Below are 22,234 nucleotides of genomic sequence, written 5' to 3'. Positions count from 1 at the left end.
TCTGCGCGTCACGCCCCGGATGGCGGAGAGGGGTCGAAATTGACGCGCTCGCGCTCGAACACCACGGGCCTCTCCCGCACCTGCCCGTAGATCGCGAGGACGTACTCGCCGATCATGCCCATGAAGAACAGCTGCACGCCGCCGAAGAAGAACATGGCGACGATCAGCGTGAGGATGCCTGGCTCGGCGAGCTTCTGATAGAGCACCAGACCGATGATGAAGTTGAGGATTGCGTAGGCAATGCTCGCGGCCGAGATCAGAAAGCCCGCGAACAGGCCGAAGCGTACCGGCGCCGTGGTAAAGGACACGAGTCCGTTGAGACCCTGATCGATGAGCGCGCTGGCGCGGTTCTTCGAAAATCCCTTCTTACGCTCGCGCCAGGTGTAGGGCACGCCGACCATGCGCCCGCCGCATTCGAACGTCATCATTCGCATGAACGGATAGGCGTCACGGACGTGACGCATGGCTTCGACAATGCGCCGATCGACGAGTTGGAAGTCTCCGACTCCCGGGGGGACCTTGAGCTCGGAGAATCTGGTCAGCACGCGGTAGTAGGCGTTGCGGAGCCCACGCATCAGGCGGCTCTCTTCCCGAACGGCGCGTATTCCGTACACGATCTCGTTTCCGGCCTCCCACAACTGGACGAATTGGGGAAGCAGTTCGGGTGGATCCTGGAGATCAGCCGGCATGAACAGGAGAACTGCGTCACCGCTGCTCGCCATCACCCCGTTGTAGGTGTTGCGCAGCGGCCCGAAATTGCGCGCATTGATGATTACCTTGACCGCGGGATCATGCGCCGCAATCTTGCGCAGGATCTCCACGGTGCGGTCGTCGGAGGCGTTGTCGCAGAAGATGTGCTCGCGCCGATAGCCCTTGAGCTCGCCCTCGAAGATCTGCCGGATCGCATCATAGCAATCCTTGACGTTCAGCTCTTCATTGTAGCAGGGCGTGATGACGCTGATTGTTTTCACGTTAGTCTCTCTCGGGCAAGGCAAGTGGCTACCGCGGTGTGTCGGCGGCGTAGACGGCGGACTTATGGTAATATGCGGCGATGCAGTCGTTCGGCAATCGTTCGGCATCAGCCGTCACATCCGCGGTCATCAGCAAGGACGGCGTCCATTTGTGTCGCGGAATGTAGATGATCGGTTCGGGGCTCGTTGTCAGGAGGCGGTGCCGTTCGGCACTCTCCCGCCAGTACGGGTACAAGTCTTGCCACTGCGAGCGCAGCTCGAACGCCGTCGAACTCAGAAAGAGCGAGGCGACCGTGAGGAGCGTCAGGCTCGCGGGCATCCCGACCGGATCCAGCAGGCCGCGACACATGCCCGCCGCAAGACGCTCGCGTAGCTGCGGGCGGTAGGCGCTGACGAGCAGCCTGACACCCAGCGTCGATCCGAACAGCAGCAGGATCAACGCCTGGTTCTGTGCTCGTTCGATGAGCCGCATCCCCGTCGCATATCGATGAGTGAAATATTCGAAATAGCAGCACGCCAGGCTGATCGCGATCGTGCCAAGAGCCAACAGCTTGCGTTTTTGCGGCGTCGGGGACGTCGCGTCAGCCTCGACCAATGCAAAGAGGCCGGCCGTAGCGAGCCAGAGTATAGTGGCGGGCTCTCGAGCGAACCGCCCGAGTCCGACGAGCGCATCGAGAACCCCTTCATAGAGCGACCAGACCACACGCCCGCCGTTCGGGAGCTGTGTCATGCGCGCGTTGTTGCCGTCGGCCGAGACGACGATGAGCCATCCGATGACGATGGCTGTTGCGATCAGGACATGGTGTGCGATTTGGAGCTTCTGACCGTAAAGATAGCGCGCGCTCAATGACGCCAGGAGGATCAGCACGAGCCAGGCGCCGGTGAACTCGTTGCATAGCGCAGCGGCGAATCCACCCAGAGCCATTGCGAGACTGAGCAGCCATGAAAAGTTGGTTTGCTGATCGATCGCCCGAATGCACTCCCCGAGGATCAGAATGGTAACCAAGGCCGGCGGAAGGTAACAGGTCACGGCCGACAGCCAATAGAGCAGGTCCCTTACGCTCGGCGCCGCACCAAGCACGGTGCCTGCGAATGCGAGCGTGAGGAAAGTCAGTTGAAGAGCGCCCGTGCGGGGCCATGCACGGATCGTGGCGAGGGCCACGCCGACCAGGAACAGTCCTGCGCTCACGGCCATGGTCAGTGAGTAGGCCGACAGAAGGCTGATACCTGCCGCCGTGGAGAGGGCCGATGGGACCTGTGTCAGCCACAGCGCCAGGACCCGCCCTGACTGCGTATGATAGAAGATCGAGACGGTCTGGAGGAAATTGTGCCGCGCGTACTGAAACGCGAAGCAGAAATCGTCATGTTCGGGCGCACTCAGTGACGTGAGCGCAAACAGACACAGCAGAAAAACTGCGGGAAACAGACTGCACAACGTCCAGCCTATCCAGACTCGGCGGTCGACGACGGGACGCGCTTTCAGTGGTATAACGCCTTGATTGTGCACCCGAAGCCCCTCCGGTGTCGGCCAGACTAGAGACAACCGATCGAGGTCGCAATGTTCATTTCCGATCGTTGCAGGTAGCTGCGTCGCGCGCACACAGACCGCGGGGCCGCTAGAATTCCCGCCGCTTCAGCCACGCCCGCGCTCCCCAATGGGTAAAGCACCAAGCCGACCTGATCGGCGAGAGGTGTTCGACATTGCGGTAGATCTGCCAGACCCATTTGGCCGAGCGCATCGGGCGGCTCGAGACCGAGGAGCCCCTGACGCGGTAGCGCGCCAGATCCTCGTTGAGGCCGTATGCGGTATGGCCGCGCTTGAGGATCGAGAGCCACAGGCAGAAATCGTCATAGCCCTCGTTCTTCATCGCGATGGGGCCGGCGATCTCGCGGTCGACCATCGCGGTCAGCGTCGCGATCGCGGTGTTCTTCAGCAGCTGCCCATAGGTGAGCGAGGCCGGCACCTCGATCAGCCGTCCGGTGACGGTGTTGACCTCGTTGATGCGGCGGAAGGCGGTGTAGCTGAGGGCGGCCTGCTTTGCCTTCGCGAAGGCGAGCTGGCGCTCCAGCTTCTCGGGCAGCCAGAGATCGTCGCTGTCGAGGAAGGCGAGATAGCGGCCCTGCGCGGCGTCGATCGCCGCCTGGCGCGCGAGCGCCGGGCCGCCATTCCTGGCCTGCCGGATCAGCTTGACGCGTGGATCGCGCGCGCCGATGTCCGCGATGATCGCCGGCGTCCTATCGGTCGAGCAGTCGTCGGCGATCAAGAGCTCCCAATCGGCGAATGTCTGGCTCTGGACCGAGCGGATCGTCTCCTCGATCAGGCCTTCGACGTTCCAGGACGGTGTGATGATCGAGACGAGCGGCATGATGGGTCCGTTCAGTTCACACGGGCCGGCTCGGCGATTGCGGCACGCAAGGAGGCCGCAAACGTGTCGAGCAGTTTGGGATCGCTGACATAGAGCTCGCCCGGATAAGACCGCCGCCAGGCCGACTCGAAATAGGGCGCCCCTTTGGCCGGATCGAACGGCCCGGCGGAGAGGGCCTCGCGCAACCGTGCGGGCACATCGGCCAGACGATCGACCGCATAGACCAGCGGACAGGAGCGGTAGAACGCATCGCCCATCACCACGACCGGCTTACCGAGCAGCAGCGCTTCGGCGCCCGACTTGCTGTTGACGGAGACGACGGCATCGGCGCGATCGAGCACGGTGTAATTGTTGGTCTGCGGCGGCAACAGCACGAAATTGTCGAACCGGCGCGCGAGCTCGAACAGGCGGGCGGCCGAGATTGCGCCGATCTGGGCGGGATGCTCCTTCACCACGAGCACGTGCGAATCCGGGATCGTACGCAGCAGGAAGTCGACGGTCGCGACCTGGTCGAGATAGTCCGGCGAGCGCAGCGTCAGCGCCATGTCTGCCGGAACGTGGAACGGATAGTAGACGAACGACGTTTCGGGGAGCGGCCGGTAGAGCTTGCGCAGCCGCGTCGCATTGAGCGCCATCGCGGCGTGGACCTGGGCATGGCGCAGATTGTGCCCGAACTCCTGGTGCTTGCCGAGCGCGAACTGGTCCCAGAGCTTCTCGACGAGGCGGTTGGCGTTGCGCAAATTGACGACCTTCTTGAAGGCTGCCGAATAATGATGCTGATCCTTCTTGGGAATGACGATCGCGCGCTGCGTCAGCGTGTCGTCGAGATAGGCGCGCACCTCGGGGGACACAGCATCCGCGGGTTGCGCCATCATATCGGGAGCGGCAAAGCTGTCCGGCGTGAAATACATGCGGCCGCGAAAGAACGACGGCTCGATAAACCAGTTGCGGATACTCCGGCGCCTTGCGGCGTAGAAGCTCGCGATCACCGAGAGAAAGCCGCCGAGCTCCTGCACCAGCTCGGCGCGCTTGCCTTGCCGCTCCAGCCGGTCGAGCAGCGTCTCCATCGCGTTGGCGTAGATCATGAAGCGCCGGCGCAAGGCGGCAGTATCACGGATGCCGAAGGTGAAGCGCTCATGGCTGAGCAGGAAGTTGGTCCCGTCCAGTCCGTAGGCGGCGACGCGCGCATCGAAGGCCTTGCGATCCTCGGGCGAGGGACCGGCCTTGAGACCCTCGCGATACATGTTCGTGACCGGCACGCCTTCGGCGACCGCCATCTCGGCACTGCGATCGTCGAAGGCAAGCAACTCGACGTCATGGCCTGCCGCGCGCAACCGCTGCGCGACCGGAATCCAGAACCGGGTCTGGTATTCGGCCAGCGTGGTGATGAGAATGGTCTTTGCAGATGTTGTCATGGGTCTAGTGAGCGTGTTCGATCGCAATGCTTGCCAGCGGCAAGCCCGTCATCGCGCAATGCGCGCGCCTTGCCGTAAACTGCGACGGGCTCGCCTGATCATGCGCGGCGATACGCTGAAGCAGGGGCTGGACGGCGGACGGAGCGATCCGCTTGTCGCGGCGGGCCGGATTGAACCGGCTGCGCAGCCGCTCGGTGACCGCTGAGCCGAGCGCGGCGCTGGCGGCGCCCTTGACGATCTGACCGACACTCGGCTTGTCGCGCGTGCCTTTCACGGTCGCAACCAGCGAGATGTATGGCCGGCGCGAGATCGTTGCGCTGGTTAGGACATCGGCGATGCGTTCGGCGGCCTGCCCGTCGTTGAGATGAAAGAAGGCCTCGATATCGGCGGCGTGAATGCGGACGAAATCGAAGGCCTCGGTCTCGCGCTCGATGTCGTCGATCGCGCCGAGCAGCTCTTCGAACGAGGCGACCGGCCGGCTCACGCGCGCGGGCAGCGCGGCATGTCCGGCGGTTGTCGGCGTGTTCAGGTACTCGAGCTGGAGCGGAAGCTTCCCGAGCAGGACCGATTCCACGGCCGTCCCGCAATTGAGATGAATGACCGCGGCTGCATTGCGGATGCGATCGAGCACGCTGCCGGTGCCATCGATCAGGACGTTGGCGTGGCGCGAGAGCGCATTGCGATAGACGTCCTCGCTCTCGAAGGGGTGCGGACGCACGAGAATGTTGCGGTCGGGACGCGCTGCGGCGAGCCGGGCGATCTCGGCGAGATAGTTCGTGAAGACCTGCTTCAGGTCCGCGATGAAGCGATCGACATAGGCGCCATCCCAGCCGGCCCGCACCATTGCTTCGCGCTCGCCGCCCGGCTTGCCGGTGAAGCGTGAATTGACGAGCGGAAAGTTGGCGTTGACGAGCAGATAGCCGCGCGGCTCGCCATCGAGCAGGGTGCGCCAGCGTGGGGCCGCAAAATCAAAGCGTGGGCAGCCGGTGAGGTGAAGCTGCTCTGGCTTCATGGTTCCGGCTGCGAGGAAGGCGTCGTGCAGCCGGCTGCCCCAGAAGAAATAGCCCGTCAGGATGTCGGCGTAGCCGCTGCCCTTGATGTGGGCCGCCATTGCCGGTGGCGAGTTGCCACCCTTCTCGGCGAGCACGCCGCCTTCGGTATCGAGCACGTACAGCGCCAGGCCAGCTCTGGCAAAGCTGCGCATCAGGTCGAGATTGACGGGACGTGCGTAGTTGACGACCAGTGCGTCCAGCCCGAGCCGCGGGACATCGACAGCCTGCTCGTACATCGGCACCAGCATGACGGATACGCCACGCCGCGCGAGCTGATAACCGAGCATGACTGCCCCCGGCAGGTCACGCTTGGGGTGATCGACCACCAGGCCTATACGCAAGATGTGAGCTCCCGGCAGGTCCGCGTCAGAGTCGCATCACGGTGCGCTCGAGCTCCGTCAGGGCACCGACCGCGCGGAAGCGCGCCGGCGGCTCGGGAAAGATGCGCGGCTGCTGGATGTAGGTTGCCGTGTACAGCAGGCGGCTGTGATCCGACTGGATCCGGCTTCCCATGTGCAGGCAGCGGGCCGTGTTGACGATGAAAGAAGACAGGCGGGGCGCGATCATTTCCTTGACCACCTCCGGACCGGTCTTGGCGAACACCTGAGCGTCGCTCATATGGCTTTTGAGCGAGTTTCGGAACGCCTTCGACGGCCCGGCCGGAATGAAGGTGAACGGACCGTCCGCGGTGTCCTGAACATCGGTCAGATAGATGAAGAGCTTGCAGACGCGCTTGTCGTCATGATCGAGATGCCACAACTGCGAGAAGCTCAGCGCCTGGTTCGGAGTCGGTTGCGACAAGGTCAACACCACGTCCGACAATTGCGGCAGATCGTGCATGAAGTCGCCAATGATGCGCAGCGCAGCGGGCTGCAGGGCGTAGCGCACGAAGGGATGGTCGGTGGCAAAGGAGCCGTTGACGAGATCTTCGTCCAGCAGGCTGACCCAGAATGATTTGTGCCGTTCCTTCTGCTGGCCGACGAGCTCGTTGAGGCGCTTCACCTTGCCGTCGGCGAACGAGGCGACCGCTTCCGCGAGGCTGCGATCCACAAGCGCGGACACGTCGACGTAACCATCCTCGGCGAGCTTGCGGCTCGCCTCAGTCCATTCGGGCTTCGTTGGAAGCTGCTTCAGCAGCGCGACGCGTTTGGCGCGCGCGGGCAATTGCAGGGCGGTCAGACCCGCCTTCACTGCCCATCCAAGGTCGGTGCGGTTGACGTGCCACAACAGGCGGCGGAACTGGCTGATCTTCGCCTTCTTCGGGGCTGACTGATCAGCCGTCGTGTTGATGGTTGTCATGTGGGCTCCCAGCAATACAAAAAACCATCATTGTGGATCGTCGGCGCGAACGGCATCCGTTCGCGCGCCAGGACGCGGATGCGCCGCTGTCGCTCGTAATCGTCGAGCGTCGAGAACAGCTGCGTCTGGTAGTCGACCGAACGGATATAGAGGAAGCTGACGATATCTCGCGGACTCGAGAGGTTCAGCAACTCCGTCGTCGGCTCGATGTTGATGACACGCTTCGGCCTTGCTGCAATGATGTTGTCCACCACCTTGCGCACGTCATAAGGAATCTGCTCGATGCAGAAGTAGGTGAAAACGACCTGATCCCTGATGGCGGAATAGCTCGGGTCGTTGCCGTCGGTCAGGTCGATCCGGTCGAGCGATATCCGGTCCGACAGGTCATAATGCGCTGCGATCTCGCGGCCCGCGGCGATTCCGTTCGGCGCGATGTCGAACCCGCGCAGCTTCCAGTCGGGATGGTTGAGGTAGAGCGACAGCAGATTGACGCCGCAGCCTGCGCCGAGTTCGATGATCTCCGTGGTGCCACCCGTGTGCCGCGCGAGCAGGTCGCCGAGGGCTCTGGCACGATAGCGGTAGTAGTCGTCGGCCGCGACCCTGCAAATCTGATTGTCCACCTTGCGAAGACCCCGCGCGGGATTCTTCGGTATCAGGAACTCGTCGATGCTGGCGGCCTTCGTCCAGGTCTTTTCGGACAGCATTCGCTGCCAATGCGTCAGATTGTACTCGGAATCCACGACATCTGCAGTGCGCTTCACACGGCGCATGACGAGACGGCCGATGCTCCTAGCCGCGTCGATGGCATAGGTTGTGGCCTTGTCCGACAACGGCGCCGGAGCGAAACCTGTGGTGGCGGCTTTCGTGTTTGTCGCGTGGATGTTCATTCAGCTGCTTTTGGATGTCAGTCCCATCAGTTGTCCGACTGCGGGAAATACAGTCCGATGCCGCTTCTCGAGGACCAGAAAGTACTGGAGCACCCAAGTCACCAGACAGAAAACCATGGAACCGAGCGCGAGCTTTAGCACGCTGTCGAACCGAATGTAACCTGCAATTGTTGCTAGAAAAACGCTTGCCAGGAGAAGGATTGCGAGCTGGGTTCCGATCACCTTCGCGAACTGATTGCGATCGAGTTCAAGTGCTGTGCGCAACTCCCTCAGCTGCAAGGGCAGCACGGCGATACTGCCGATGACCTGGCCAAGTATCAGGGCGCGTTCCGCGAACAAATGCAACGTCGCGGCGGAGACCACCGCCCAGATCAGAAGCTGAATGGCCACCAGCCTGTTGAGCTTGGCCTGCACCTCGGGCCGCGTCAGGAAGATCAGGCTGCCGATCGCCACATATTGCGCGCAGATCGGAACTAGGAAGCTCAGGCCCATCCAGAACGCGTAGGGGGCAAGAAGGGGGCCGATCCAGATGTCCATGATCTCAGGCGAGAGAATCGCGGTGGCGGCAAGCGGCGGCACCACGAACATCGGCATCATGACGAGGCCGAGGTCGCCGAGGCGCTGGAATGATGCTGCGCTGCCGCGCTCGTCGAGCCGGCTGGCAACGGGAAGCAAAGCGGATGTCAGGAGGCTGACGACGACTTTGGAGACCCGCGACAATCGCACCAGCGCATCGTAGGTGCCGACAGCCTTGGGCCCGAACAGCAATCCGATCAGGAAAGGTTGAAGCGGCCCGGAAATGCCGCCCATCAGCTTGCCTTGCAGAAGCAGCAGGCAGCGATGCAGAACGTCCTGCCGGATGTCCGGGGTCCATGGCAACAATCGCACGTGCTTGTGCCTGAGGGCGACGAATGCGGCAATTCCAATGACGACGGCGCGGGCGACCAGCGTGGCGAGATAGATGTAGGCGACCACTTCAAAGCCTGCCGCCGCCCACGAGGCCGCGAATGTCAGGCCGACATAGGCCGCCGTCGACGTGACCTCCGCGACGCGGAGCAGGTTGTACCGCTCGAAGCCTTTGACAATCCCTTCCCACACCAGCGCCGGAACGAGGATCAGATTCGCGAGCGCCGTGTAGTGCATGATCCGGGTGAACGTCTCCAGATGCGCGGCGTCAACCTTCATTACGATGACGAAGAGCGGCGTCGCGAGCCAGATGGCGGCGCTCAGGATCAAGGCGAGAGCGATGGAGGTCGCTCCCAAAAAGGCGATCTGGCGGCTGGCCTGCGTCCAATTGCGGTGCTCGCGCGCGCGGGCGACGACCTGGGTGGCGACCTCGGACAGACCGAGGTCCAACACCGCCATCATGCCGCTGGGAAGCAGCAGCCGCGAGATGACGATGAGGCCGAACTCGGTCACCCCCCAGGTTCCGATGATCAGCGGAATGACCGCGAGGCCCAGCAAAGCGGCCACGCCGAAGGCAAGCGCCGAAATCACCGTGTTCTGGATCAGGCGCTTGATCATTGGTGTTTTGTTACCAGGCGCTTAGTCCGCCGTCGACGGCGATGTTCTGCCCAGTCACGTAGGAGGCAGCATCGGACACCAGGAACAGCACGGTTCCCACCATCTCGTCCGCACGCGCCATGCGGCCGAGCGGAATGCGGGCACCGTAGCGCGCCTTGAAGGTCTCGTTCTGCCCGCTCTCCACTCCGCCCGGGGTGAGTGTATTGACGCGAATGCCCTTCGCCGCCCAGTAGGTCGCGAGGTGCTTGGTCAGGCCGATGACACCGGCTTTGGACGCCGTGTAGACCGCGGGCGTGTTGATGGCGCGGCCGAGATATTCGGAGCCTTCGTAGATGCGCTGGTCGGGCGCCATCAGTCCGTAGATCGAGGCGGTTTGCACGATGGCTCCGTAGCCGCGCTCGGCCATCCGGCCGCCGAACACCTGCGCGACGGTGAACATGCCGTCGAGATTGACCGACATGATCTCGCGCCAGGTGTCCTGCGAAAACGTCTCGACGGGTGCGAAGAAGGCGTCGACGTCGCGGGTCTTGCTCGCTGCGTTGTTGAGCAGGATCGAGACCGGTCCGAGGTCGGCTTCGATCGCATCGGCCGTGTTGCGCACCGCATCGGGATTGGTGATATCGCAACCGTAGCCTCTGGCGCGGACGGCATGGCGTGAGGCGACGTCGGCGGCCGCCGCATCGGTTGCGGCCTGATCGAGATCGACGATGGCGACGTTGGCGCCGAACTCGGCAAGCCCCTCGACGAAGCGACGACCGAGGATGCCGCACCCGCCGGTGACGACGGCAGTACGCCCGGTCAGATCGAACAGAGCCTTGAAGCTCGTGGTCATCGCTTGCGCCTCCTCAGGCCGGCAGTCGCTGGCGGAGCAACAGCTCCACCAACGTAAAATCGAGATCGGAATCGATGTCGATCGAACGCTCTTCCGGCATTTCGAACAGACGCGTGTCCGGATAGAACACCGCGGGCTGCTCCAGGAATGGCGCGACGCGCCAGACATAGATCGACGCGTTCATGTCGAAGCAGCGCGGCGCATCCTGCCGCCGCGTAACCGGAGGGTTGGCGGATTTGGACAGGCCAACGCTGCCATCGGTGCGCTGCTCGACGAGGTTGAAATAGGGCGAGCGCCGCGCCGGCGCCCCTGTAATGACATTGCGGGCGCCGCTCTCGCGCAGCAGTGCCACCGCGCCGGTGATGTCGGAGGCGAGCCGGAGCGGGGAGGTGACGTCGAGATCGACGAATATCTCCGGCGTCTTGCCTGTTTGCGCCATGGTCTGCTCGAGACAATGACGGATCGCCGGCAGCTTCGGCGCGGTATCGGTCGCCATCTCGTCCGGACGCTTGACCGCGATGTCGGCGCCGGCCTTCAGCGCTGCCTCGAGCAGGGCGTCCGAATCGCTGCTAAAGGCGATCGCATCGAACAGGCCGGTCTCGCGCGCCTGCGCGATGCTCCAGGCGAGCACGGGCTTGCCGAGGAGATCGCGCGCATTCTTGCCGACCACCCCCTTCGAGCCGCCTCGCGCGCAGATGGTGCAGACAAGACTCATGGCGATACCCAGGTCTTGCTGCGCAGCGCGCGCTCGCTGGCGTCGATCAGGTGCATGACGCCGAGGGCTTCGGGCAGTGAGCAGGCCGGACTCGCGCCACGCATCGCCGCGACATGCATGTCGCGGTAGGTCTGGTCGCGCTCGCTGGGGATCTCGGTTGCCTTGCCGTTGACGGTGAGACGCCCGCCGACGAGATCGGCTTCGATGGTGTCGTCGTCGACATTGACGCGAATGCGGCGGACGCCCTGACGGTCGAGATAGTCCATGTGGACGTGGACCGATGGTGCCCGCTGCATATCGAGCAGCAGGTCGAGGTGGTCGTCAACGTCGATGTGGCGGGCGCCGGAGGCGCCGCCGAGCGCTGCGACGCGATGCCACGGCCCGAACAGCCATAAGAGGTAGTCCAGTTCGTGGCTGAGATCCCGTAGCACGCCGCCCCCGGCATCAGCCGTGGCGGATGCGGTTGTGCGGTGATCGCGGTCCGGCCGCCAGTCCCTGATGTCCTGGCCGACATAGGCGCCGACCGTGATCACGTCTCGCCCGCGCAGACTTTCGGCCAGCGCCGTCATCACGGGGTGAAAGCGCAGATTGTATCCGACGCTGACATGGGCAAACGGATATTTCGGGGGTGATGCAGGTGTAGCGAATAGCGGCTTTTCGACAAGGACTTTGCCCTGGAAGCCGGTCTGCGCGAGCTCTTGCAGATTATCCGCATGGCGCGCCGTCTCGGTGGCGATCACTACGTAGTCCGGATGCGCCGCCGCGAGGGCCTGCGCGATCGATCCGTAGTCGCCGCCCTCGCGCCGGCTGACCGTCGCGACGCGAAGGCCGAGCTCGCGCAGGACGCGCGCATGCCTCGTGCCGATCGAGCCGAGGCCAACGACGACGGCGGTTGTCGCGGTCACGGGAAGACCTCGTGAAACTCCGCATGCGCCTGCTCGAAATCCTCCAGGCGGCCGATGTCGAGCCAGTACTCGCGAATCGGATAGACCGCGACGCGTCCCTTGTCGGCGATCACACGCTCGAGCACGGTCGGCATATCGATGCTGACGCGGGGGGTGACATGGCGGAAGACGGACCTGCCGATCACGTAGATGCCGGCACTGACGAACCAGCTCTCGGTCGGCTTCTCGCGAATCGTATGGAGAAAGCCCTCCGACGTGGAGACCACGCCATAGGGGACGTGCACCTTGTGCTCACGAACGGCCATCGTTGCTTCCGCCGGCGTTCCGTTGTGGAAGTCGAGAAGCGCTCCGTAGTTGATCGTGGTGAGAATGTCGCCGTTGGTGACGATCATCGGCAGATCCGGCGGTGTCGAAAACAGCCCAAGCGCACCGGCGGTGCCCAGCCGTTCGGTCTCGTGCACGTACTGGATGCTGGCACCGAAGGCGGCGCCATCGGCAAAGTAGTCTTTGATCGTCTGGGCCTTGTAGTTGACCGAAATGAAGATGTTGCCAAAACCCTGCTGCACGACGTTGCGGACGATCGTCTCGAGCAGCGGCCGGCCGCCGACATTGAGCATCGGCTTCGGCACGTCGCGCGTGAGCGCGCCCAGGCGCTCGCCGAGGCCGCCCGCCATGATCAGCACAGGGTTCGGATAGTGACGCGGTTCGAGCAGCTCATCGAGCGTCTCGACCACGACCAGATGGCCGCCCTCGTCGACAAGCGGCAGCTGCTTGATCGACCTCTGCCGCATCAAATGCAGTCGATCCTCACGCGGCAAGGTCGCAGGGGCCGACACCGGGGTCCGGTTCATGATGTCGGTCGCAAATCCGGTGAGGGCGATGCCGCGCAGCAGTCCGCGTCTGACGTCGCCGTCGGTGACCACGCCGAGCAGGCGGTTCTGGTCATCGAGCACCAGCGCAATCTGGATGCTCCCGCTCTCGATCGCGGCAATGGCCTCGCCCACGGTCGCCTGGGTACCGACGACGGCTTTGCGCCAGGATTTCATGGCAATCTGCCTCGTATACGCCAGATGTTGGGGGCGGCCCACGGCTGAGCCTGCTATATCGCGGCTGCGAGAGGCGGCGTCAACCCCGCCAGGGGATCCTGGCTTGTCCTTGTTAATTCACGCGTTTTCAGGCCCGGTCCGTCGGTTTGAAGTGCCCAGGCCCGGTCGCTAAGATCGGTGCGGCTTGAGGGAATCGCGATGGACGATCTGATCATCATCGGCGGCGGCGAACACGCCTTCATGGTCTATGAGGCGGCGCTTCTGTCGGGCCAGTTCAACGTCGTCGGTTTCCTCGATCGCCAGCCGGGAACGCTGGGCGATGCGCGCTATCTCGGAACCGATGACGTCGCGCCGAACTATCCGGATGCCGCCTTCGTGGTCGGGATCGGAACGATGCAGGCGGGGCCCGCGCGGCGGCAGATGGTCGGCCGGCTGCAGCTCAAGCGCTGGGCGTCGGTCATTCATCCGCGCGCGTTCGTCTCGCCGTCCGCCACGATCGGCGCGGGCAGCGTCATTATGCCGGGGGCGATCGTCAATGCACGAAGCCTGATCGGCCATCACTGCATCATCAATTCCGGCGCGGTCGTCGAGCACGATGTGCGGGTCGGGCACTGCGCGCATCTGTCCCCCGGAACGGTGGTCGGGGGTGGTGCAGAGATCGGCGACAACTGCTTTGTGGGGCTTGGCAGCCGTGTTCGCGATCACATTTCCATCGGCAACGATACGCTGGTCGCGATGGGCTCGGTCGTCACGGGTTCATGGCCGCCGGGATCTGTGCTCCGCGGGATTCCTGCAAAGCCTCGTCGTTAAACCGGATCGTCGGGTTCGAGCGGCCGCGGCGCCGCGGTTCCGATCAGAGACCAATACTCGATCGGCGGCCGGCCTGCGCCCGGCCGCTTGGCGGTGATGTCGGCCGGGCCGATGATCTCGCCGGCCTTCAGAGCGCGCGCCGCCACGATGCTCTTGCGCGCCACCGGCACATTCCTGACCTCGGACTCCTTCGGCGTCTTCACGCCATCGCCGAGCGCGGCCTCGACGTTGCGAATGGCGCTGACCATCCGCTTGAATTCGTTAGGCTCGAGTGAGGCCGCGTGATCGGGACCGGGCGAATTGCGATCCAGCGTCAGGTGCTTCTCGATGATGCCTGCGCCGAGCGCGACCGCTGCGACCGAAATCTCGAAACCGTCAGTGTGGTCGGAATAGCCGACCGGAAGCTGGAAGGCCGATCGCATCGTCGTCATCGCGGCGAGGTTCACATCGGCGACGGGACAGGGATATTCGGTCGTGCAATGCAGCAGGCTGACGTGCCGCGCCAGCGCGGCCCGTGCCGCCGGATCGCGCCAAGCCGCGCGGAACGAGGCGATACCGGCAGGATCGTTACGCTGCGCGTAACCGTGGGCCAACACGCCCAGCGCTTCCTCGATCTCGCTGAGGGTCGCCATGCCCGTCGACAGGATCAGCGTCGCGCCGGCCTTTGCGGCCGCGTGCAGCAGCGGTGCATTGGTGAGATCGCCCGATCCGATCTTGATGCGCGGCAGCTTGAGTGACAGCAGGAAGGCGAGCGAAGCGTCGTCGAACGGCGTCGACAGGAATTCGATGCCGCGTTCGGCGGCGCGCGCGATCAGCGTATGGTGCGCGGCCTGCGGCAGCTCGAGACGTTGCAGCATGGCAAGCTGGCTCTCGCCGGCATCGGTGGTGCGCTGCTGATAGTCGGCCTTCTTCGCCGCGCCGCCCGCCAATGCCTTCGCATTGAAGGTCTGGAACTTGACGATGTCGGCGCCGGCATCGGCTGCCGCATCGACCAGGGCCAGTGCCTTTTCCAGGCTGCCGTCGTGGTTGACGCCGGCTTCCGCGATGATCAGCGTGTGCGTCGTCATGGCCACGCTCCGCTTGCGGGAAGTTCGTAGAAACTTTTCTTCAGGAGCTGGCCGAAATCCGGGATGCCGGCAATGATGCCGGCAAATCGCCGGCTGGACTCGCCGTCGCCATAGGGATTGACGGTGTCCTTGCGGCCGCGCTGAAGCGCTTGCGAGATCGCCGCACCGATCGTCCCGCGTTCGGGCGCGGCGTGAAACACCGAAGCCGCGCGCTCGCGTCCCTTCTGACGGTCGCCGACGTCGACCGTGGGAACGCCGAATGACGGCGCTTCGAGGATGCCGCTCGACGAGTTGCCGATCACGACGTCCACCTGGCTCATCAGGCTGAGATAGCGAAGCTGCCCGAGCGAGGCGACAGCGATCGTGTTCGGCCGGCTTGTCGCGAAGGCCTTGGTCCGGTCGTTCAGCGCGCGCCCTTCGGCATCGGCATTGGCGAGCGTGAAGATGAGACGGAAGGCGGGATCGAGCGTCGACAGCGCTGCGAACAGCTCGTCCAGCTCGGCCACCGACCGCCCGGCTTCGACCGTGACGGGGTGGAACGTGATGAGCGCATTGCGTTCGCCGAGCGGCATCCCGATCGCGTTGCCTATGTCGTCGCGGTTCATCAGATCGAGATGCTTGATCGCGTCGATTCCAACCGAGCCGATGGTATGGATTCGGGACGGGTGCTCTCCGAGCTGCATCAACCGCCGCGTCGAGCCCTGATTGCTGGTGAAATGCAGATGCGACATCTTGCTGATGGCGTGACGGATGGATTCGTCCACCGCGCCTTCGGTGACGTCGCCGCCGAACAGATGCGCCATCGGCAGCCGCATGAACATCGCGGCCTGAGCGGCCGCGAACATCTCGAATCGGTCGCCGAGCACGACGACGAGATCGGGTTGCAACCGCGTGAAAGCGTCGGCAAAGCCGATCACGCCGAGTCCGACCGATTTGGCGACCCCGGCGCCGGTGTCGCTGCTCAGCAGCGTCTCGACGCGCTCGTCGACCTCAAACCCCTCCTCGCGGATGGCGTTGAAGGTGTAGCCGAACTCAGGTGCGAGATGCATTCCGGTAGCGACGAGCTGAAGCGTCAGGCCAGGCGTCTCGCGTGTCGCGCGCATCGGCCAGACCAGCAGCCCGAAATCGGCGCGGCTGCCGGTGACGAAGCAGACCTTGCGCGCGCCGCTACTCATCGCGGGCTCTGATGCTGGCGCTGCTGGGCAGGTTGATCAGCCGGCGCTCGATGGATTCCGCGGTGGAAAGATCGCCGCGGGGGTTTTGCGCAAACATCGGCAGCCTATGCATCAAGGTCCAGGCCGGGCGCGCGCCGAAGCCCGCGTCGTTGAGAGCGGCGAGGAGCTCGTCGCGACGATTGGCATTTGCCTCGTCGAGCAGGATCGCATTCAGCCAGTAATTGCTCGTGGTGTCTTTCGGCTCGTGCGAGAAGTGGACGCCGGGAACGTCGGCAAAGGCGCGCTGGTAGGCTGCAGCTAACTTCCGCTTGCTTGCCAGGAAGCCGTCGAGCTGCTCGAGCTGGGCACAACCGAGCGCTGCGTTCAAGTTCGGCAGGCGATAGTTGAAACCGACCTCGTCGTGCACGAAGGCCCATTTATGCGGCAGTTTTGCCGTCGTCGTCAGGTGCTTGGCGCGGCGTCCCAGCTCCTCGTCATTGGTGAGGATGGCGCCGCCGCCGCCGGTGGTGACGATCTTGTTGCCGTTGAAGCTCAGCGCCGCGAGCCGCGCCTGCGATCCGACGGCGTGGCCCTTGTAGGTCGACCCGAGCGACTCCGCGGCATCCTCCACCAGCGCAATGCCCCAGTCGCTTGCGATTGCGGCGATCTCGTCGAGCTCGACGGGATGCCCGAAGGTGTGCATCGGCGAGATCGCGGCGATGCGGCGTCCGGTCTCGCGATTGATCGTGCCCTTAGGCGTTCGCGCCGCAATCGCCTCGAGCCGCGCGGCGAGGGCGCGCGGGTCCATGCCGAGCGTCGTGAGCGAACTGTCGATGAAATGCGGCACCGCCCCACAATAGGCGATCGCGTTGGTGGTCGCGATGAAGGTCAGCGCCGGCGACATCACCTCGTCGCCGGGCTCGACGCCGGCGAGCCTGAAGCAGGCGTGCAGCGCCGCCGTGCCGTTGACCACGGCGACCGCGCGCCTGGCGCCCGTCACCTCCTCCAGCATCCGTTCGAAGCGGTCGACGAAGGGGCCGACGGAGGAGACGAAGGTGCTCTTGATGCACTCTTCGAGATAGGCGACCTCGTTGCCGGCGAACACCGGCTCATGCAGGCCGAGGATGCCGTTCGGTGTGCCCGCGGCGCGCCGGACAGCATCGACCACGGCCTTCGGATCGAACGTGCGCGTGGAGATGTCGGATCTGGTCGCGGTCGTTCCCACATTTGCCTCAGACATTGTAGACGTCCGCCTTGTAGCGGCTGAGATTGATGGGATTGGTGAACCAGTTCACCGTCTTCACAATGCCCTGGCGCATGCCGTCGATCCCGCCGAACTCCGGGCTCCAGCCGAGCTGCTGGCGTGCCTTGGAATTGTCGGCCCAGAGCCGCTCGACCTCACTGTTCGCTGGGCGCAGGCGCGCCTCGTCGGTCTCGATTTCGATCGTGGTCCCCATGACGTCGGCGATCATCTGCGCGGTCGCGCCGACCGAGATCTCGAAGCCGTTGCCGAGATTGATGGTCTGGCCGACGCATTGCTCTGCCGGCGCCGTGAGGCCCGCGATCAGGCCGCGCGCTGTATCCGTGACGAACGAGAAGTCGCGGGTCGGGCTGACGGCGCCGAGACGGATCTTGCGCTTGCCGGTCGCGATCTGGCTGATGATGGTAGGGATCACCGCGCGCGCCGACTGCCGCGGGCCGAAGGTGTTGAACGGGCGGATCACGACGACCGGCATGTCGAACGACGCATGGAACGACAGCGCCATCTGGTCGGATGCGATCTTCGAGGCCGAGTAGGGCGATTGGCCAACCAGCGGATGGCTCTCCTTGATCGGCACGGTCTGCGCCGTGCCGTAGACCTCGCTGGTCGAGGTCTGCACGAAGCGACGCACGCCGGCCATGCGCGCCGCCTGGAGCACGTTTACGGTGCCGCGCACATTGGTCTCGACGTAGGAATCGGGTGCGGCGTAGGAGAAGGGGATCGCGATCAGCGCCGCCAGGTGCAGCACGTCGGTGCAGCCGGCGGTCGTCTGGATCATGAAATGCGGATCGCGGATGTCGCCGGCGACGACCTCCACGGACTTCATGATGTCGGCGGGAACCGTGTCCAGCCAGCCCCAGGAGTTGAAGGAGTTGTAGTAGACGATCGCCTTGACGCGGGCCCCGGCCTTCACCAGCTCCTCGACGACATGCGAACCGATGAAGCCGTCGCTGCCGGTAACGAGGACGCGGGCGTCCCTCAGATCTGCCATGCCGGACCCCAGAAGGCGATTAAGCCAGTGTTCGCAACAAGATGGCGCTATAGCACACTGGCGGTTGCGCGCAACAGAGCAGCGCCCTGTTGCCGCCAAATGTCCGGGGATGCAGCAGTTTTTGTGACGCGCGCCTAGGTCTGGCCCGCCGGGGTGAGGCGCTGCCTCACGAACCTCTCCAGATTGCCGCCTTCGAACAAATGGCCGGGGAGGCCGGCTGCATGGGCGGCTTCGATGTCGCTGGGCTTGTCGCCGATCACCATGCTGCGCGTCATGTCGACCGGGAAGCGCTGTGCGAGGTCGGTGATCATGCCCGGCGCCGGCTTGCGCCGGTCGCTGATGCGGCAATAGCGGGCGACGGTTCCGTCGGGGTGATCGGGACAATATTCGAATGCATCGATATGCGCACCGATCAGCGCCATCTGGTCCGCCATCCAGCGGTGCAGCGCGACCACGTGATGCTCCTCGTAATAGCCGCGCGCGACGCCGGATTGATTGGTAATGACGAAGGCAAAATAGCCGGCGTCGTTGACGGCCTTCACGGCCTCGCGTGCGCCCTCGACCCATTCGAGCTTGTGCGTCTCGAAAGTGTATCCTGAATCATGGTTGAGCACGCCGTCGCGATCGAAGAACACGGCGGGACGCCGCAGCTTCTTGCGCAGCTCGCGATCGGCGCGCGCGAAATCATCGGGGATGCCGATGTCGATGAAATAGCCGCGATAGGCCGTGCCGCGCAGCTCGCCGGACTTGGCAAGGCCGGGGAATACGTCCTGCTCGAGCGAAGCGGGGAGCTTCGCGATCTCCGCAACGACGGATTTGTCGACGACATAGATGCCGGCATTGACCGGCCCGGTGGCGCCCGCACCCGGAGCGATGAAATCGCGCACCACGTCGCCGTCGAGCACGACGCGCCCGTAGCGGTCTCCGGTCACGCCGTCGCGCAGTGCCATGTGGACCCGACCGCCCTGCGCGCGCGCGATCAGATCAAGCAGGTTGAAGTCGAACAGCGAGTCGCCGTTGAGCAGCAGGAACCGGTCGTGCAGCAGATCGTGCGCGTTCACGAGCGCACCGCCGGTGCCGAGCGGCTCGGTCTCGCGCGACACCAGGATCTTTGTCTGGCCCCTGACCGCACCGGCATAGTGGGTCTCGACGATGTCGGCCTTGTGGCCGGCAAGCAAGAGGATTTCGTCGAAAACGTGATAGCGGGCGAGTTCATCGATCAGCGTGTCGAGAAACGGTCGGCCGCCGATGTCGAGCATCGGCTTCGGCGCCATCTTGGTGCGCGCGCCAAGCCGCGTGCCCAGCCCTCCGACGAGGATGACGGCCTGTCTCAACATGATATGTCCTTCTGACAGCGTGAACGATGGAACGTGACGCCAATCTGCGACAATGCGAAGGGCAATTTCCATCTTGCTTTCATATCAGCGCGAGCAGGGAATGCGAACGACGACCGTCTGCCTGTTGGCGAACAGGACCGGAAAAGGGCCCGCGCGAAGGGCGTCAATGATTGCCGGCTCCATCGGAGCTGCGGAAGGAAAATAGCTGAGGCGTTGGTCGGCTGCGAGATGGGTCCACTCGACCGTGCGGGGCGTGATGATCGCGACGAGGTTCCAGGCGTTTTCGCCCGTCACCAGAATGTTCTGGATCGTGGACTTGGCCTCCTCAGGCGGAATTTCAGGGATTCCGGACGCGGCTACGTCGGAAGGCGGCTGGGCCACTTCCTGGCTCGGTGCCGGCGTATCACGGACCGATCGCATGATTCCGCCCAAAGCATCGGCCCTTCGCATCTGGAAGAAGGTCTCCGAGTTGATGGCCCCCACCAGGGGCGCGATCAAGCTGCAAGTATGTGCAAGTCGCTGATCTCCTTCGGCCGGCTGCAAAATCGTGCGCACGACCGATTTCGCCCGCTTCGCGACGGTTTCGTTCACGGTGTCCAGATTGGAGAACAGATAGGCGGCCGGCGCGCCGGTGATTGCTCGGACTATGCCTAGCGTATACGGGTCCGAGAGGATGATTCCCTTTCGCAGATTTTCGCGGAGCCAACGAGCCAATTCAAGTTCGTCGGCGTTGTAGTGTGAGACGACTGCCGTGTGGTCGGGAAGGGCGCCGTAACTGAAGCTCCTGTTAATGCCGGACAGACCAACCTTATCGACGGCCACGCCCAAGCCCACGATCCCGGCCAGACCGTAAGTGTAGACCCGTCGCGATTGGATCAGGGTCAATAGCGCGAGCGTCACGAGTAGCGCGATGCCTGCCAGTTCCACCGGCCGCAGGATTGCCTGATAGCGGGCAAAAGGCAGGTCGGTGCGCCAGGGAAAGGCATAGACCAGAACCACAAGAGCGGTCGCAAGCAGCGTGACGGCCGTGGCAATTAGGGCCCGCCGATAGCGCGGGAAAGGACCGGAATCGATCAATAACTGACAAAACACCTCAGTGGCTGTGATCGTGAACAACGACAGTATGATCGTGCTGATGCGATACAGGAACGGAAAGCCGGAGAGTACGGCAAGGCTCAGGCCGCAGCCAGCAATCCAGGACCACACGAGTGTCACGAAGCCGTCGCCATGACGACCGATTGCACCGGAGGAGGCACGAAGGGCAGGTCGGGTCATCCACCACCATGCAACGCCCAGCGTGGTGCAGATGGCGAAGACCGGACCTATCGTCCGGCCAAGTTCGATCGTGGCGACCAGCGGTCCGGAGCCGAGGAACAGCTCTTCGCCGCCTTCGATCCTTCTGCCCAGGATCAACTCCGTAATCGAGGAAAAAGTATCGTTGGCGCTCATTGAAGGAATGTAGCCGAAGCGCATTCCCGCAACGCAGACGACAAGTCCGAGAATGATCGGGGGCAACACGAAGGACAGAAGCCGCAGGACCGCGATGCTGGGCGACGGCCAGGCCGAAATCATCCGCGCGATGGCAAGATACATAAGCCAGCTGGCCAGAACGATCGGAACGAACAGGTAGGAGCCACGATGTGCAAGCAGTAGCGTCGCTGGCCAGATGCAACCAAGAAACAAAACCCCACCAGAACTTCCGGTGCCGCTCGGAATCCTGAGCAGGAATAGCCCGGCCATCAGCAGCGCAAGCGCGAGCGTGTTGTTGTTGAAGGCGAACGCGAGCAGCAGCGTCACGCCGGCGCTGACGGTCAGTAGCAGGGCAGATCGGGCCGACGGGCCGTTTGCGTCGCATCGCGCGTTGCCTATCAGCACGCCAAGAAACACGACGCTGCTGGCGACCGCCAGGCTGCCGTTCGTCATCAAGAAAACGGCATTGCTGGTCGCGGCGAAGAAGAAGGCGATCCATTTCCGTGGCGAAGTGGGATAGACGCCCTGCACGAAGGCGTAGGACGCCAACAGGAAAAACAGGATCGAAAGGAAGCGATAGGTCCAGCTAAATCTCAGGAGATCCAGGCCAAGCGTTCCAGCGAGGGCGCCTGCGACTGCCGAACGAAGGTCGACATAGGACTGGGCCGCGTACGGATTGATGACACCACCATCGGCGTACTCTTGCGCAGTCTTCATCCAGTGAACATCCGCGCCGATGTCAGCAAAAGGGAAGCTGGAAAATGCGCCGAACGACCACCACCATGTCAGGAGTGCAATCGGTAACGACAGAATGCACCAAGTGGCAGCCGTGCGCGTCTCATCGCGGCCCGGGCCCCAGTTGGGCCATGACCAGGCAAGTCCGAAGCATGATACGACAACCATCGTGGCGAACTGAAGCCAAATATCGCTCACGAATAGCGATAGTCCTCCGAGCAGGATGCCCGTTGCAGAGGCGCCGACGGTAAACCCGAGAACGATGAATTGAGCCTTCGTGAGTCGGCACACCGCGGCGAGTTTCGTTGGCGCAATGGCCAAAATCGAAAACCCGGTGCCGAGCTGGATCAGGAAGAACAGGAAGGTCAGGACAAATGTGGTCGTCCACATCGCGAGA

Annotated in this window: 19 protein-coding genes; 1 reads left to right on the top strand and 18 read right to left on the bottom strand. The window is 63.7% G+C overall.

The window, feature by feature from the left end; all coding sequences use genetic code 11:
• Positions 1 to 8 precede the first annotated feature (8 nt).
• The 12 genes from CVM73_RS21575 to CVM73_RS21520 all read right to left on the bottom strand — a co-directional run bounded on the left by CVM73_RS21575 (position 9) and on the right by CVM73_RS21520 (position 13,012).
• Positions 9 to 971, bottom strand: coding sequence for a glycosyltransferase family 2 protein (locus tag CVM73_RS21575; protein ID WP_100233881.1), 963 nt, complete (start codon positions 969 to 971; stop codon positions 9 to 11).
• Positions 972 to 999: 28 nt separating this feature from the next.
• On the bottom strand, positions 1,000 to 2,406 hold the full coding sequence (locus CVM73_RS21570) for a DUF6056 family protein (protein WP_245452393.1): 1,407 nt from the start codon (positions 2,404 to 2,406) through the stop codon (positions 1,000 to 1,002).
• 181 nt (positions 2,407 to 2,587) lie between these two features.
• Positions 2,588 to 3,337 (bottom strand): glycosyltransferase family 2 protein, encoded by a 750-nt coding sequence (locus CVM73_RS21565; RefSeq protein ID WP_100233880.1) that lies wholly within the window; start codon positions 3,335 to 3,337, stop codon positions 2,588 to 2,590.
• An 11-nt stretch (positions 3,338 to 3,348) separates the two neighbouring features.
• Positions 3,349 to 4,752 (bottom strand): capsular polysaccharide export protein, LipB/KpsS family, encoded by a 1,404-nt coding sequence (locus tag CVM73_RS21560; protein WP_100233879.1) that lies wholly within the window; start codon positions 4,750 to 4,752, stop codon positions 3,349 to 3,351.
• Positions 4,753 to 4,756: 4 nt separating this feature from the next.
• A complete protein-coding gene (locus tag CVM73_RS21555) occupies positions 4,757 to 6,145 on the bottom strand; it encodes a surface carbohydrate biosynthesis protein (RefSeq protein ID WP_167406973.1) in 1,389 nt (462 codons plus the stop codon).
• 25 nt (positions 6,146 to 6,170) lie between these two features.
• A complete protein-coding gene (locus CVM73_RS21550) occupies positions 6,171 to 7,103 on the bottom strand; it encodes a hypothetical protein (protein WP_100233877.1) in 933 nt (310 codons plus the stop codon).
• Entirely contained in the window at positions 7,100 to 7,990 is an 891-nt protein-coding gene (locus CVM73_RS21545) for a class I SAM-dependent methyltransferase (protein WP_100233876.1), read from the bottom strand. Before CVM73_RS21545 ends, CVM73_RS21550 begins: the two co-directional genes overlap by 4 nt.
• On the bottom strand, positions 7,991 to 9,514 hold the full coding sequence (locus CVM73_RS21540; protein ID WP_100233875.1) for an MATE family efflux transporter: 1,524 nt from the start codon (positions 9,512 to 9,514) through the stop codon (positions 7,991 to 7,993). It abuts the gene before it with no gap.
• A 10-nt stretch (positions 9,515 to 9,524) separates the two neighbouring features.
• The gene (locus CVM73_RS21535; RefSeq protein WP_100233874.1) at positions 9,525 to 10,346 is read right to left on the bottom strand and encodes an SDR family oxidoreductase; all 822 of its coding nucleotides are present in this window, start codon (positions 10,344 to 10,346) and stop codon (positions 9,525 to 9,527) included.
• A gap of 13 nt (positions 10,347 to 10,359) precedes the next feature.
• Positions 10,360 to 11,061, bottom strand: a complete 702-nt coding sequence (locus CVM73_RS21530; RefSeq protein WP_100233873.1) for an acylneuraminate cytidylyltransferase family protein — start codon at positions 11,059 to 11,061, stop codon at positions 10,360 to 10,362.
• On the bottom strand, positions 11,058 to 11,966 hold the full coding sequence (locus CVM73_RS21525) for a Gfo/Idh/MocA family protein (RefSeq protein ID WP_100233872.1): 909 nt from the start codon (positions 11,964 to 11,966) through the stop codon (positions 11,058 to 11,060). Before CVM73_RS21525 ends, CVM73_RS21530 begins: the two co-directional genes overlap by 4 nt.
• Positions 11,963 to 13,012, bottom strand: a complete 1,050-nt coding sequence (locus tag CVM73_RS21520; RefSeq protein ID WP_167406972.1) for a nucleotidyltransferase family protein — start codon at positions 13,010 to 13,012, stop codon at positions 11,963 to 11,965. The genes CVM73_RS21525 and CVM73_RS21520 overlap by 4 nt, the downstream gene beginning before the upstream one ends.
• Before the next feature lie 198 nt (positions 13,013 to 13,210).
• Here CVM73_RS21520 and CVM73_RS21515 point away from each other — a divergent pair, with 198 nt between their 5' ends.
• The gene (locus CVM73_RS21515) at positions 13,211 to 13,822 is read left to right on the top strand and encodes an acetyltransferase (protein ID WP_100233870.1); all 612 of its coding nucleotides are present in this window, start codon (positions 13,211 to 13,213) and stop codon (positions 13,820 to 13,822) included.
• Here CVM73_RS21515 and neuB read toward each other — a convergent pair.
• From neuB to CVM73_RS21485, 6 genes are all read right to left on the bottom strand, one after another.
• Entirely contained in the window at positions 13,819 to 14,889 is a 1,071-nt protein-coding gene (neuB, locus tag CVM73_RS21510; protein ID WP_100233869.1) for an N-acetylneuraminate synthase, read from the bottom strand. The genes CVM73_RS21515 and neuB overlap by 4 nt on opposite strands.
• On the bottom strand, positions 14,886 to 16,064 hold the full coding sequence (gene neuC, locus CVM73_RS21505; RefSeq protein WP_100233868.1) for a UDP-N-acetylglucosamine 2-epimerase: 1,179 nt from the start codon (positions 16,062 to 16,064) through the stop codon (positions 14,886 to 14,888). Before neuC ends, neuB begins: the two co-directional genes overlap by 4 nt.
• Positions 16,057 to 17,283, bottom strand: a complete 1,227-nt coding sequence (locus CVM73_RS21500; RefSeq protein ID WP_100233867.1) for a LegC family aminotransferase — start codon at positions 17,281 to 17,283, stop codon at positions 16,057 to 16,059. Before CVM73_RS21500 ends, neuC begins: the two co-directional genes overlap by 8 nt.
• On the bottom strand, positions 17,276 to 18,295 hold the full coding sequence (locus CVM73_RS21495) for an NAD-dependent 4,6-dehydratase LegB (protein WP_100233866.1): 1,020 nt from the start codon (positions 18,293 to 18,295) through the stop codon (positions 17,276 to 17,278). Before CVM73_RS21495 ends, CVM73_RS21500 begins: the two co-directional genes overlap by 8 nt.
• 134 nt (positions 18,296 to 18,429) lie before the next feature.
• Positions 18,430 to 19,632: an HAD-IIIA family hydrolase gene (locus CVM73_RS21490; protein ID WP_100233865.1), complete on the bottom strand. Its 1,203-nt coding sequence runs from the start codon at positions 19,630 to 19,632 to the stop codon at positions 18,430 to 18,432.
• An 84-nt stretch (positions 19,633 to 19,716) separates the two neighbouring features.
• Entirely contained in the window at positions 19,717 to 22,227 is a 2,511-nt protein-coding gene (locus tag CVM73_RS21485; RefSeq protein ID WP_100233864.1) for a hypothetical protein, read from the bottom strand.
• Positions 22,228 to 22,234 lie beyond the last annotated feature (7 nt).

Source organism: Bradyrhizobium forestalis (assembly GCF_002795245.1).
Lineage (GTDB): Bacteria > Pseudomonadota > Alphaproteobacteria > Rhizobiales > Xanthobacteraceae > Bradyrhizobium > Bradyrhizobium forestalis.
The sequence above is the reverse complement of the archived record's forward strand: the minus strand, read 5'-3'. Positions and strand labels throughout refer to the sequence as shown.